Below are 12,294 nucleotides of genomic sequence, written 5' to 3'. Positions count from 1 at the left end.
AGCCCGCCGCAGCGGCCCGGAGCCTGTGAGGCGCCCGGGGCGCCGGGCCCGCGAGGGCTGTGTCGGGGAGTGGGTCGGCGGCGCCGGACCCGCTGGCGTAGTGCGGGGTCCGGGGGGTCGGCCGTGCCGGGCTCTCGTCCGGCGGTCGGAGCCCGCCGCAGCGGCCCGGAGCCTGTGAGGCGCCCGGGGCGCCGGGCCCGCGAGGGCTGTGTCGGGGAGTGGGTCGGCGGCGCCGGACCCGCTGGTGTGGGGAGTTTTCTACGGCGTGGCGGCTTGCATAAGGATCAGTTCGGGTGGGCAGACTTCCCGATTCGTCTTTTCCTGGGGCCTGACGTAGACTGATGCGTCGGCTCTCGTGTACCCGTGTGCCTGCATACGGCGGCGAGAGTCGATCAAGGTAGCCGATTCGAAAGGCGAAGCGTGGCCAAGAAGCAAGGTGCCATCGAGATCGAGGGCACCGTGATCGAGTCCCTCCCGAACGCCATGTTCAAGGTGGAGCTCCAGAACGGTCACAAGGTCCTCGCGCACATCTCCGGCAAGATGCGGATGCACTACATCCGAATCCTCCCGGACGACCGGGTCGTCGTGGAGCTCTCTCCGTACGACCTGACGCGTGGCCGGATCGTCTACCGGTACAAGTAGATCTTGCCCGCACCCCGCCTCCGCGCGCGGGTGGTGGCACTGACCCGGAGAACCTCACATCCCATGAAGGTCAAGCCGAGCGTCAAGAAGATCTGCGACAAGTGCAAGGTGATCCGCCGTCACGGCCGGGTCATGGTCATCTGCGACAACCTGCGCCACAAGCAGCGCCAGGGCTGACGCACGCCGACCGACCTGCATTTCGCAGTTCTTCGCGCGACGCATAGCAATACGTACATACGCAGAGCCCGTCCGGCCGTGTCCCACGGCTGACGGCACCTCCGGCGGGGGCCGGGGACCCGACCTGTACCTCATACGGCAGCCGGGGCCGGCTCTGCAGCAGACCCCCGAGAACACAGGAGCCATTGAATGGCACGCGTTTCCGGTGTTGACATCCCGCGTGACAAGCGTGTGGTGGTCGCACTCACCTACGTCTTCGGTATCGGGCGCACCCGGTCCGAGGAGATCCTCGCCGCCACTGGCGTGAACGAGTCCACCCGTGTCCGCGACCTTGCCGAGGAAGACCTCGTCAAGATCCGCGAGTACGTGGACGCCAACCTCCAGACCGAGGGTGACCTCCGCCGCGAGATCGCCGCCGACATCCGCCGCAAGGTCGAGATCGGCTGCTACCAGGGCCTCCGCCACCGTCGTGGCCTGCCCGTCCGCGGTCAGCGCACCAGCACGAACGCTCGTACCCGCAAGGGCCCGCGTCGCGCCATCGCCGGCAAGAAGAAGCCGGGCAAGAAGTAGTCCTCAGCGGACGCTTGACCAAGCGGTCTTCGCTGTAGGACCGACCACCTCCCGTAGGAGAACGACATGCCCCCCAAGGGTCGTCAGGGCGCTGCCAAGAAGGTGCGCCGCAAGGAAAAGAAGAACGTCGCTCACGGCCACGCGCACATCAAGAGCACGTTCAACAACACGATCGTCTCGATCACGGACCCGTCCGGCAACGTGATCTCCTGGGCCTCCGCCGGCCACGTCGGCTTCAAGGGCTCGCGCAAGTCCACCCCCTTCGCCGCGCAGATGGCCGCCGAGTCGGCCGCCCGCCGCGCGCAGGAGCACGGCATGCGCAAGGTTGACGTCTTCGTCAAGGGTCCGGGCTCCGGCCGCGAGACCGCGATCCGCTCCCTCCAGGCCACGGGCCTCGAGGTCGGTTCGATCCAGGACGTCACCCCCACGCCGCACAACGGCTGCCGTCCCCCCAAGCGCCGCCGCGTCTGACGCACAGGCTGCTTGACCTGGACTTTCGGGCGGTGCGTCCCCTTTCGGGGGCGTACCGCCCGTACCCTTGCAGTACGCAGTACCTGTCGGGCGTCAAATAGTGGGCGTCCACGACTGAAGGAATCACAGACATGCTTATCGCTCAGCGTCCGTCGCTGACCGAAGAGGTCGTCGACGAGTTCCGCTCGCGGTTCGTGATCGAGCCGCTCGAGCCGGGCTTCGGCTACACCCTCGGCAACTCCCTCCGCCGTACCCTCCTCTCCTCGATCCCGGGTGCCGCTGTCACCAGCATCCGCATCGACGGTGTCCTGCACGAGTTCACCACCGTGCCGGGCGTCAAGGAGGACGTCACCGACCTCATCCTCAACATCAAGCAGCTGGTCGTCTCCTCGGAGCACGACGAGCCGGTCGTGATGTACCTGCGCAAGCAGGGCCCGGGTCTGGTCACCGCCGCCGACATCGCGCCCCCGGCCGGTGTCGAGGTCCACAACCCCGACCTCGTTCTGGCGACCCTGAACGCCAAGGGCAAGCTGGAGATGGAGCTGACCGTCGAGCGCGGTCGCGGCTACGTCTCCGCCGTCCAGAACAAGCAGGTCGGCCAGGAGATCGGCCGCATCCCGGTCGACTCCATCTACAGCCCCGTGCTGAAGGTCACCTACAAGGTCGAGGCGACCCGAGTCGAGCAGCGCACCGACTTCGACAAGCTCATCGTCGACGTCGAGACCAAGCAGGCCATGCGTCCGCGTGACGCCATGGCTTCGGCCGGTAAGACGCTCGTCGAGCTGTTCGGTCTCGCCCGCGAGCTGAACATCGACGCCGAGGGCATCGACATGGGCCCGTCCCCGACGGACGCCGCCCTCGCCGCCGACCTCGCGCTGCCGATCGAGGAGCTCGAGCTCACCGTTCGCTCGTACAACTGCCTCAAGCGCGAGGGCATCCACTCCGTGGGTGAGCTCGTCGCCCGCTCCGAGGCCGACCTGCTCGACATCCGCAACTTCGGTGCGAAGTCGATCGACGAGGTCAAGGCGAAGCTGGCCGGCATGGGCCTCGCGCTCAAGGACAGCCCGCCCGGATTCGACCCGACCGCCGCCGCTGACGCCTTCGGCGCCGACGACGACGCGGACGCGGGCTTCGTCGAGACCGAGCAGTACTAAGAGCTCGGGACCGACGGTCCAGATTTGGCTGCGGACCGGCTTCGGCTGGTCGCGCAGTTCCCCGCGCCCCTCACGGGGCGCGGGGTCTCCGACGGGTGACCGCCCGCTCGGACACTGACATCGGTACCTCACACGGCCGGTGCAGATCACAAGGAGAAACACCATGCCGCGTCCCGCGAAGGGTGCCCGCCTCGGCGGTTCCGCCGCGCACGAGAAGCTGCTGCTCGCCAACCTGGCGAAGTCGCTGTTCGAGCACGGCCGCATCACCACGACCGAGGCCAAGGCCCGTCGCCTGCGTCCGGTCGCCGAGCGCCTGATCACCAAGGCGAAGAAGGGCGACATCCACAACCGTCGCCTGGTGCTGCAGACGATCACCGACAAGGGCATCGTCCACACCCTCTTCACCGAGATCGCCCCGCGTTACTCGGAGCGTCCGGGTGGCTACACCCGCATCACCAAGATCGGCAACCGTCGTGGCGACAACGCCCCGATGGCCGTGATCGAGCTGGTCGAGGGCGAGATCGCCAAGAAGGCGACCGTTGCCGAGGCCGAGGCCGCCACCAAGCGCGCCGTCAAGGAGGCCGACGAGGCCGCCGCCGTCGAGGCGACCGAGGACGAGGCGAAGGACGCGTAAGCGTTTTTCGTACGTTTCTCGTGAGCGGGCCCGTACCCCCTGGGGTGCGGGCCCGCTCCCGTGTCTTTGAGAGGATCTTCGCGTGAGCGATGACGTGCAGGACGGGTTCGTACGGGTACGCCTTGACCTTTCGTACGACGGCAAGGACTTCTCCGGCTGGGCCAAGCAGGCCCAGGGGCAGCGGACCGTGCAGGGCGAGATCGAGGACGCCCTGCGGACCGTGACCCGGTCGAAGGAGACGTACGAGCTGACCGTCGCCGGCCGGACCGACGCCGGGGTGCACGCGCGCGGCCAGGTCGCCCATGTCGACCTGCCCGTGGAGCTGTGGGCCGAGCACCGGGACAAGCTGCTCAGGCGGCTCGCGGGGCGGCTCTCGCACGACGTGCGGGTGTGGAAGGTGGAGGAGGCCCCCGCGGGGTTCAACGCGCGGTTCTCCGCCGTCTGGCGCCGCTACGCCTACCGCGTCACCGACAACCCCGGTGGTGTCGACCCGCTGCTGCGCGGGCACGTGCTGTGGCACGACTGGGCCCTCGACATGGACGCCATGAACGAGGCCGCCACCGCGCTCGTCGGCGAGCACGACTTCGCCGCGTACTGCAAGAAGCGCGAGGGCGCCACCACCATCCGCACGCTCCAGGTGCTGCGCTGGGAGCGGCGCGAGGACGGGATCCTGGAGGCGACCGTGAAGGCGGACGCCTTCTGCCACAACATGGTCCGCTCGCTCGTCGGCGCCCTGCTCTTCGTCGGCGACGGCCACCGGCCGGTCGACTGGCCCGGCAAGGTCCTCGCCGCCGGTGTGCGGGACTCGGCCGTGCACGTCGTGCGGCCGCACGGCCTCACCCTCGAAGAGGTCGGCTACCCGGAGGACGCGCTGCTCGCCGCCCGCAGCAAGGAGGCCCGCAACAAGCGGTCACTCCCCGGCGGCGGCTGCTGCTGAGGCCTGGGAGCGGCCCCGGGCGTAGATCTGGTTGAAGGCGAAGGTGCCGAGGTCGTCGCTGGCCTGGAAGACCGGCTTGTCGGCCTTGGTGACCTTCCTGCCGTTGGCGAAGCCGGCCTGGGTGAAGTACGCGTACCGGCCGATCGCGTTCGAGCGGCGCAGGCAGACCGTGGCGTGGCAGAAGTCGCCCACGCCCCCGCCCACCAGGGGTGCGATGCCGCCGGTGGCCTGCTCCTTCGCCTTCTGGGCGGCCGCCTCGGAGGGGAAGACGGCGACGCCGACGGTGATCGCCACGCCGTCCTTCACGTAGGTCGCGCGGAGGACCCGCTCGCAGCCGTTCCGCTTCAGGACGCCGCCGAGGCCGCCCTGGGTGACGGCCGCGCAGTTCGTCGTCGCGGAGGTCGTGCCCTTCTTGTAGGGGCGGTTGTTCATGCTCAGCTTCTTGCCCGGGAAGAGGCCCTCGGCGCTGAGCGGGGCCTTGTCCTTCTTCGGGTCCGAGATGTAGTCCCTCGGGTTCGGCGGGGGCGGCGGCGCCACCGAGGAGAAGGTCGGCTCGGGGCTCGGCGTGCCGGTGGGGGAGATCGAGTCGGTGGGGACGGGGTTCTTGTTGGCCGCCTCGTTCTTCTTGTTGGTGCTCACGACGGCGGTCGCGACGATCGCGCCCACGGCCACCGTGGCCAGGACGCCGCCGCCGATCAGCAGGAGGCGCTTGCGGCGGCCCCGGGAGGCCGAGGCGTCGGCCAGGGCGGCCCAGTCGGGGGTGTCACCGCCGCCCTGGGCGCCGGGGAAGGGGTTCGGCTGAGCCGGCTGCTGGGGCTGCGGGTAGCCGTAGCCGGGCTGCTGCCCGTACCCCTGCTGCGGCGGCGGGTACCCGTAGCCCGGCTGCTGTCCGTACCCCTGCTGACCCTGCCCCTGCCCCTGCTGCGACGGCTCCTGCGGCCACTGCGGTCCCCCAAAGCTCATGCCGCGCATCCTAAACCGGTTGGGCCGGGCCCGAGCGGGCGGTGACAATGCATCCCATGGGACATGTCGAGGCCGCGCATCTGGAGTACTACCTTCCCGACGGGAGGGTCCTCCTCGGGGACGCCTCCTTCCGGGTCGGGGAGGGGGCCGTCGTCGCCCTCGTCGGCGCCAACGGCGCCGGCAAGACCACACTGCTCCGGATGATCGCCGGAGAGCTCCAGCCGCACGGCGGCACCGTCACGGTCAGCGGCGGGCTCGGCGTGATGCCGCAGTTCGTCGGCTCCGTACGGGACGAGTCCACCGTCCGTGACCTGCTGGTCTCGGTCGCCCAGCCCCGGATCCGGGAGGCCGCCAAGGCCGTCGACGAGGCCGAGCACCTGATCATGACGGTCGACGACGAGGCCGCGCAGATGAAGTACGCGCAGGCCCTCAGCGACTGGGCCGAGGTGCAGGGGTACGAGGCCGAGACCCTCTGGGACATCTGCACGATGGCCGCGCTGGGCGTCCCGTACGACAAGGCGCAGTTCCGTCAGGTCCGGACCCTCTCCGGCGGCGAGCAGAAGCGGCTCGTCCTGGAGTCGCTGCTGCGCGGGCCCGACGAGGTGCTGCTCCTCGACGAGCCGGACAACTACCTCGACGTGCCCGGCAAGCGGTGGCTGGAGGAGCGGCTGCGGGAGACCCGCAAGACCGTGCTCTTCATCTCCCACGACCGGGAGCTGCTCTCCCGGGGCGCGCAGAAGATCATCGCGGTGGAGCCCGGCCCGGCCGGCTCGGACGTCTGGGTGCACGGCGGCGGCTTCGACACCTTCCACGAGGCGCGGCGGGAGCGGTTCGCCCGCTTCGAGGAGCTGAAGCGGCGCTGGGACGAGAAGCACGCGCAGCTGAAGAAGCTGGTGGTCAACCTGCGGCAGGCGGCCGCGGTCAGCCACGAGATGGCCTCCCGGTACGCGGCGGCGCAGACCCGGCTGAAGAAGTTCGAGGAGGCGGGGCCGCCGCCGGAGCCGCCGCGCGAGCAGGACATCCGGATGCGGCTGCGCGGCGGGCGGACCGGGGTGCGGGCCGTGACCTGCGAGAACCTTGAGCTGACCGGCCTGATGAAGCCGTTCTCCCTTGAGATCTTCTACGGGGAGCGGGTCGCCGTCCTCGGCTCGAACGGCTCCGGGAAGTCGCACTTCCTGCGGCTGCTGGCGGGGGACCCGTCCGTCGCCCACACGGGCACGTGGAAGCTGGGCGCCCGGGTCGTGCCGGGGCACTTCGCGCAGACCCACGCCCACCCCGAGCTGGCCGGGCGGCCGCTCGTCGACATCCTGTGGACCGAGCACGCCAAGGACCGGGGCGCGGCGATGTCGGTGCTGCGGCGGTACGAGCTGGAGCGGCAGGGGGACCAGCCCTTCGACAAGCTGTCGGGCGGACAGCAGGCGCGCTTCCAGATCCTGCTCCTGGAGCTGGCCGGTACCACCGCGCTGCTCCTCGACGAGCCCACGGACAACCTGGACCTGGAGTCCGCCGAGGCCCTCCAGGAGGGCCTGGAGTCGTACGAGGGGACGGTGATGGCCGTCACCCACGACCGCTGGTTCGCGAAGAGCTTCGACCGGTACCTGGTCTTCGGGTCGGACGGGGTCGTACGGGAGACGAGCGAGCCCGTGTGGGACGAGCGGAGGGTCGAGCGGGCGCGGTGACCTCGGGCGGTCGGCGGGAGATCCGGCCCCGGGCCACGACCGGCGGACGGAGTCCGGCGCGGCCGGGCGAAGCCGGGGAGGCCCCCCCGGGGCCGAGCCGTGCGAGCGCGGCGTGGGGGAGAGGTCGAGCGGAGGGTCGAGCGGGCGCGGTGACCTGGGGGGTCGGCGCGTTTTGACCCGTCCGGGGTGGCGCGGGTACTGTTGCGGTTTGTTATGCGTATTGGCTTCGTCGTTCTCACGCGAGGGAGCCTGCGCAGGTTCCCTGGAGCAGTTACCAGTGGCTCGCATACGGGCGGTGTCCCGGCAGTGCAGGCCCCAGCTGCATGATCGCTTCAGGTGTGTCTGGACTCCATCCACTGAAGAAGCGAAGGCTACGAAGTGCGTACGTACAGCCCCAAGCCCGGCGATGTCACTCGCCAGTGGCACATCATCGACGCGCAGGACATCGTCCTGGGCCGTCTGGCGACCACGGCTGCGAACCTCCTGCGAGGCAAGCACAAGCCCGTCTACGCCCCGCACATGGACATGGGCGACTTCGTCATCATCATCAACGCTGACAAGGTCCACCTGTCCGGCAACAAGAAGACCCAGAAGATGGCCTACCGCCACTCTGGCTTCCCGGGTGGTCTGCGCTCCGTCCGTTACGACGAGCTGCTCGACAAGAACCCCGAGAAGGCCGTCGAGAAGGCCATCAAGGGCATGATCCCCAAGAACTCCCTGGGCCGTCAGATGCTCTCGAAGCTGAAGGTCTACGCGGGCGAGAACCACCCGCACGCTGCCCAGCAGCCGGTTCCGTTCGAGATCACCCAGGTCGCGCAGTAATTCCGGCCACACCCCCTAAGAACGAAAGAAATCTGAGGAGCATCGTGGCCGAGACCACCCCCGAGACCCCCGTCGACGAGTTCGAGGGCGTCGAGGAGTACACCACCGAGACCGAGATCGTCGAGGGTGACTACACCTCCGAGTCCCTCGCGTCCCGCTTCGGCGACCCGCAGCCGGCCGCCGGCCTGGGCCGTCGCAAGAACGCCATCGCCCGCGTCCGGATCGTTCCGGGCACCGGCAAGTGGAAGATCAACGGTCGCACCCTTGAGGACTACTTCCCCAACAAGGTGCACCAGCAGGAAGTCAACGAGCCCTTCAAGGTGCTCGAGCTCGACAACCGCTACGACGTCATCGCCCGCATCGCGGGTGGCGGTGTCTCCGGTCAGGCCGGCGCCCTGCGCCTCGGCGTGGCCCGTGCGCTGAACGAGGCGGACGTCGAGAACAACCGCCCGGCGCTGAAGAAGGCCGGCTTCCTCTCCCGTGACGACCGTGCGGTCGAGCGGAAGAAGGCCGGTCTCAAGAAGGCCCGCAAGGCTCCGCAGTACAGCAAGCGCTAATCACGCCTGCTCGCTGCTTTCGTACGCCCCGGCGGCACTGCCCGTGCCGTCGGGGCGTACGTTTTTTCATAACCTCTTTCTCTTTCGCTTGGGCACGTATTTTCGGAGGACAACTGTGGGACGACTCTTCGGCACGGACGGCGTACGAGGCGTCGCCAACGCGGACCTGACGGCGGAGCTGGCGCTCGGCCTGTCCGTCGCGGCCGCGCACGTGCTCGCCGAGGCGGGCACCTTCGAGGGCCACCGGCCGACCGCCGTGGTCGGACGTGACCCGCGCGCCTCCGGAGAGTTCCTCGAAGCGGCCGTCGTCGCGGGCCTCGCCAGCGCCGGCGTGGACGTGCTGCGCGTCGGCGTCCTGCCCACCCCGGCCGTCGCCCACCTCACCGGCGTCCTCGGCGCCGACCTCGGCGTGATGCTCTCCGCCAGCCACAACGCCATGCCCGACAACGGCATCAAGTTCTTCGCCCGCGGCGGCCACAAGCTCGCCGACGAGCTGGAGGACAAGATCGAGGCCGTGTACGAGGAGCACCGCACCGGCGCCCCCTGGGAGCGCCCGACCGGTGCCGGCGTCGGCCGCGTCCGCGACTACGACGAGGGCTTCGAGACGTACGTCTCCCACCTCCTGTCCGTCCTCCCCAACCGTCTCGACGGGCTGAAGATCGTCCTCGACGAGGCCCACGGCGCCGCCGCCCGCGTCTCGCCCGAGGCCTTCACCCGCGCCGGCGCCCAGGTCGTCACCATCGGCGCCGAGCCCGACGGCCTCAACATCAACGACGGCTGCGGCTCCACCCACCTCGACCTGCTGAAGGCCGCCGTCGTCGAGCACGGCGCCGACCTGGGCATCGCCCACGACGGCGACGCCGACCGCTGCCTCGCCGTGGACGCCTCCGGCGCCGAGGTCGACGGCGACCAGATCCTCGCCGTGCTCGCCCTCGCCATGCGCGAGGCCGGCGCCCTGCGCGGCGACACCGTCGTCGCGACCGTCATGTCCAACCTGGGCTTCAAGCTCGCCATGGAGCGCGAGGGCCTGAACCTCGTCCAGACCGCGGTCGGCGACCGCTACGTCCTGGAGTCCATGAAGGAGAACGGCTACGCCCTCGGCGGCGAGCAGTCCGGGCACGTCATCGTGCTCGACCACGCCACCACCGGCGACGGCACCCTCACCGGCCTCATGTTGGCCGCCCGCGTCGCCGCCACCGGCAAGTCGCTCGCGGACCTCGCCGGCGTCATGGAGCGGCTGCCGCAGATCCTCATCAACGTCAAGGACGTCGACAAGTCCCGGGTCACCACCTCGGGCGAGCTCGCCGCCGCCGTCACCGAGGCCGAGCGCGAGCTCGGCTCCACCGGCCGCGTCCTGCTGCGCCCCTCCGGCACCGAGCCGCTGGTCCGCGTCATGGTCGAGGCCGCCGACATCGAGCAGGCCCGCGCGGTCGCGCAGCGCCTCGCGGACGTCGTGAAGTCCGCCCTGGGCTAGCCTTTCCGAGGCACCGTCATGCACATGCGTGAGGGCCCGCCGCACCGGAGGTCCGGTGCGGCGGGCCCTCACGCATGCGGTGTCCCGGCCCGCGTCAGCCCCTGCGCAGCCGGCGCTTGAGGCGCCCGCGCTGGGTCCGCCACAGCCGCTGCTGCAGGGCCAGGGTCGCCGTACCCGCCAGCATGATCCCCAGCAGGTTGAGCAGCAGCTGCCCGATCGACCCTCCCATCTGCCCGAACTCGCCGTAGCTGAGCGCCACCGCCGCGTTCGCCGCCGCCGGGACCGTGGTCACCGAGATCGCCACCCCGACCAGGGCGCCCGACTTGGACGACGTCAGGGAGAGCGTGCCGGCCGCGCCCGCCAGCAGCGCCACCACGAACGAGAACGGGTCCGGCTGCCAGATGAAGCTGGTCTGCGGACGTTCCGCGTCCAGCATCGAGGCGCTGAACAGGCCCAGCCGGTCCATGAGCAGGCTGAACAGGGTCGTCGCCAGGATCGCCGACAGGAAGCCGAAGAGCAGCGCCGTCAGCGAGCGGGCCGCCAGCCTCGGCGCCCGCTGCACGATCGCCGTGCACACCCCGGCGAGCGGGCCGAACTCCGGGCCGACCGCCATGGCGCCCACGATCAGGATCGTGTTGTCCAGGACGACGCCGCAGGCCGCGATCATCGTCGCGAGCCCCATGAACGAGAGATAGGTGAAGGAGAGCGTCGACTCCTCGTGGGTCGCCTCCGCCAGCTGCTCCCAGATCACGGCGTCCGCGCCCTCGCCGGGGGCCTCCTCCTCGGCCGTGTCCGCCCGCGTGGACATCGACAGGTCGATGTTCTCCACCGCGATCGACCCGTCCCGGTCGATCTCCATGTTCCGCAGCCCGTGCAGCAGTTCGTCGGCCGACTCGCGCGCCATGTCGCACAGGACCAGGTCGCCGACGGGTTCCCTGGCCACGCCGGGCAGCACCACGAGGTGCGTGGTGCCGACCGTCGACTCGATCAGTTCGACCGCGGCCGCGGTGCGGTCCGCCGGGACGATCATCCGCAAATGCAGCATGGGCCGAGCTTACGGACATCAGAGCTTGCGGAGACTCAGCCTCTGCACCTTGTGGTCGGGGCCCTTGCGGACGACGAGGGTCGCCCGGCCGCGGGTCGGGGCCACGTTCTCCAGGAGGTTCACCTTGTTGATGGTCCGCCACATCGTGCGGGCGTAGTCGAAGGCCTCCTCCTCGGAGACCTGCGTCCAGCGCCGGAAGTACGAGGACGGGTCCTGGAAGGCGGTGTCGCGCAGCTTGCGGAAGCGGTTGAGGTACCAGCGCTCGATGTCCTCGGGGCGGGCGTCCACGTACACCGAGAAGTCGAAGTAGTCGGCGAGACCGACGCGGGTGCGGCCGTCCTTGCCGGGCAGCGCCGGCTGGAGGACGTTCAGGCCCTCCACGATGAGGATGTCCGGGCGGCGGACCACGAGCCGCTCGCCGGGCACCCGGTCGTAGATCAGGTGCGAGTAGACCGGGGCCGTGACCTCGTCCTTGCCTGCCTTGACGTCCGCGACGAAGCGGGTCAGGGCCCGGCGGTCGTACGACTCGGGGAAACCCTTCCGGGACATCAGGCCGCGCGCCTTCAGCTCCTCCATCGGGTAGAGGAAGGCGTCCGTCGTCACCAGCTCCACGCGCGGGTGCTCCGGCCAGCGGGCCAGGAGGGCCTGGAGGAGACGGGAGACCGTCGACTTGCCGACGGCCACCGAACCGGCGACCCCTATGACGAAGGGGGTGCCGCGCTGCTCGGCGCTCTCGCCGAGGAAGGTGTTCAGGGCGCCGCGCAGGCCGCTGGTGGCCTGCACGTACAGGTTGAGCAGCCGGGAGAGGGGGAGGTAGATGTCCCGGACCTCGTCGAGGTCGATGACGTCCCCGAGGCCGCGGAGCCGCTCGACCTCGTCGGCGGTCAGCGGGAGCGGGGTCTTGTCGCGCAGGGCGCTCCACTCGGCCCGGGTGAGGTCGACGTACGGGGTCGCCTCGGAGGGGCGGCGGGGGCCGGTCCCGTTCCGGGGGGTGCCCTGTCCGGCGCCCTCTCCGGTTCCGGCGCCGTCGCCGGGGGGTCCGTCGGGGCTTCGTGGCGGCGAAGTGATCACCCCGCCATTGTCGGGGGTCGGCGGGCCCGGTGGACCGTGGGGTCGGTCACGCGGCGGGGCAGTTGACGTGTACGGGGCGGATCGACGCGTCCCGCGCC

The 12,294-nt window shown here is 70.2% G+C and carries 14 protein-coding genes; 11 read left to right on the top strand and 3 right to left on the bottom strand.

What is annotated here, in order from left to right:
• Positions 1–420: 420 nt before the first annotated feature.
• The 7 genes from infA to truA all read left to right on the top strand — a co-directional run bounded on the left by infA (position 421) and on the right by truA (position 4,585).
• Positions 421–642, top strand: a complete 222-nt coding sequence (gene infA / locus ACH4TP_RS03945; protein WP_003956442.1) for a translation initiation factor IF-1 — start codon at positions 421–423, stop codon at positions 640–642.
• A 63-nt stretch (positions 643–705) separates the two neighbouring features.
• Positions 706–819, top strand: a complete 114-nt coding sequence (gene rpmJ / locus ACH4TP_RS03940) for a 50S ribosomal protein L36 (protein WP_003956441.1) — start codon at positions 706–708, stop codon at positions 817–819.
• 189 nt (positions 820–1,008) lie between these two features.
• Positions 1,009–1,389, top strand: a complete 381-nt coding sequence (gene rpsM / locus ACH4TP_RS03935) for a 30S ribosomal protein S13 (RefSeq protein ID WP_351192692.1) — start codon at positions 1,009–1,011, stop codon at positions 1,387–1,389.
• A gap of 66 nt (positions 1,390–1,455) precedes the next feature.
• On the top strand, positions 1,456–1,860 hold the full coding sequence (gene rpsK / locus ACH4TP_RS03930) for a 30S ribosomal protein S11 (RefSeq protein WP_003956432.1): 405 nt from the start codon (positions 1,456–1,458) through the stop codon (positions 1,858–1,860).
• Positions 1,861–1,991: 131 nt separating this feature from the next.
• Positions 1,992–3,014, top strand: coding sequence for a DNA-directed RNA polymerase subunit alpha (locus ACH4TP_RS03925; protein ID WP_004946635.1), 1,023 nt, complete (start codon positions 1,992–1,994; stop codon positions 3,012–3,014).
• A 163-nt stretch (positions 3,015–3,177) separates the two neighbouring features.
• A complete protein-coding gene (gene rplQ / locus ACH4TP_RS03920) occupies positions 3,178–3,648 on the top strand; it encodes a 50S ribosomal protein L17 (RefSeq protein ID WP_031012120.1) in 471 nt (156 codons plus the stop codon).
• 82 nt (positions 3,649–3,730) lie between these two features.
• The gene (truA, locus tag ACH4TP_RS03915; RefSeq protein WP_388844084.1) at positions 3,731–4,585 is read left to right on the top strand and encodes a tRNA pseudouridine(38-40) synthase TruA; all 855 of its coding nucleotides are present in this window, start codon (positions 3,731–3,733) and stop codon (positions 4,583–4,585) included.
• Here the strand turns inward: truA and ACH4TP_RS03910 are convergent.
• Positions 4,559–5,548, bottom strand: coding sequence for a hypothetical protein (locus ACH4TP_RS03910; protein ID WP_398435550.1), 990 nt, complete (start codon positions 5,546–5,548; stop codon positions 4,559–4,561). The genes truA and ACH4TP_RS03910 overlap by 27 nt on opposite strands.
• Before the next feature lie 56 nt (positions 5,549–5,604).
• Between ACH4TP_RS03910 and ACH4TP_RS03905 the strand changes: the two genes are divergently transcribed.
• The 4 genes from ACH4TP_RS03905 (at position 5,605) to glmM (ending at position 10,080) form a co-directional block, all read left to right on the top strand.
• Positions 5,605–7,227: an ABC-F family ATP-binding cassette domain-containing protein gene (locus tag ACH4TP_RS03905; RefSeq protein ID WP_398184177.1), complete on the top strand. Its 1,623-nt coding sequence runs from the start codon at positions 5,605–5,607 to the stop codon at positions 7,225–7,227.
• Between the two features lie 378 nt (positions 7,228–7,605).
• Positions 7,606–8,049 (top strand): 50S ribosomal protein L13, encoded by a 444-nt coding sequence (rplM, locus tag ACH4TP_RS03900; protein WP_041130788.1) that lies wholly within the window; start codon positions 7,606–7,608, stop codon positions 8,047–8,049.
• A 44-nt stretch (positions 8,050–8,093) separates the two neighbouring features.
• Complete coding sequence (gene rpsI, locus ACH4TP_RS03895) at positions 8,094–8,606, top strand: 30S ribosomal protein S9 (RefSeq protein WP_030750225.1); 513 nt, start codon at positions 8,094–8,096, stop codon at positions 8,604–8,606.
• 115 nt (positions 8,607–8,721) lie between these two features.
• Positions 8,722–10,080 carry a phosphoglucosamine mutase gene (glmM, locus tag ACH4TP_RS03890; RefSeq protein ID WP_398184181.1) on the top strand — a complete coding sequence of 453 codons (1,359 nt, stop codon included), beginning with the start codon at positions 8,722–8,724 and terminating at the stop codon, positions 10,078–10,080.
• A 94-nt stretch (positions 10,081–10,174) separates the two neighbouring features.
• Here glmM and ACH4TP_RS03885 read toward each other — a convergent pair whose 3' ends face one another.
• Together ACH4TP_RS03885 and coaA are read right to left on the bottom strand one after the other, a co-directional pair.
• Positions 10,175–11,125 (bottom strand): DUF389 domain-containing protein, encoded by a 951-nt coding sequence (locus ACH4TP_RS03885; RefSeq protein ID WP_398184184.1) that lies wholly within the window; start codon positions 11,123–11,125, stop codon positions 10,175–10,177.
• An 18-nt stretch (positions 11,126–11,143) separates the two neighbouring features.
• Entirely contained in the window at positions 11,144–12,196 is a 1,053-nt protein-coding gene (gene coaA, locus ACH4TP_RS03880) for a type I pantothenate kinase (protein ID WP_389220840.1), read from the bottom strand.
• Positions 12,197–12,294 lie beyond the last annotated feature (98 nt).

The sequence above is a fragment of the Streptomyces sp. NPDC021012 genome, assembly GCF_044333355.1.
In the GTDB taxonomy this organism is placed as follows: Bacteria; Actinomycetota; Actinomycetes; order Streptomycetales; family Streptomycetaceae; genus Streptomyces.
The sequence above is the reverse complement of the archived record's forward strand: the minus strand, read 5'-3'. Positions and strand labels throughout refer to the sequence as shown.

What these genes read in the sequence shown, in the direction of transcription:
- ACH4TP_RS03905 (WP_398184177.1), top strand. Translation starts at nt 5,605, where the DNA reads ATGGGACATGTCGAGGCCGCGCATCTGGAGTACTACCTTCCCGACGGG.
- rpsM (WP_351192692.1), top strand. Translation starts at nt 1,009, where the DNA reads ATGGCACGCGTTTCCGGTGTTGACATCCCGCGTGACAAGCGTGTGGTG.
- ACH4TP_RS03925 (WP_004946635.1), top strand. Translation starts at nt 1,992, where the DNA reads ATGCTTATCGCTCAGCGTCCGTCGCTGACCGAAGAGGTCGTCGACGAG.
- ACH4TP_RS03885 (WP_398184184.1), bottom strand. Translation starts at nt 11,125, where the DNA reads ATGCTGCATTTGCGGATGATCGTCCCGGCGGACCGCACCGCGGCCGCG.
- rpsK (WP_003956432.1), top strand. Translation starts at nt 1,456, where the DNA reads ATGCCCCCCAAGGGTCGTCAGGGCGCTGCCAAGAAGGTGCGCCGCAAG.
- rplQ (WP_031012120.1), top strand. Translation starts at nt 3,178, where the DNA reads ATGCCGCGTCCCGCGAAGGGTGCCCGCCTCGGCGGTTCCGCCGCGCAC.
- ACH4TP_RS03910 (WP_398435550.1), bottom strand. Translation starts at nt 5,548, where the DNA reads ATGAGCTTTGGGGGACCGCAGTGGCCGCAGGAGCCGTCGCAGCAGGGG.
- rpmJ (WP_003956441.1), top strand. Translation starts at nt 706, where the DNA reads ATGAAGGTCAAGCCGAGCGTCAAGAAGATCTGCGACAAGTGCAAGGTG.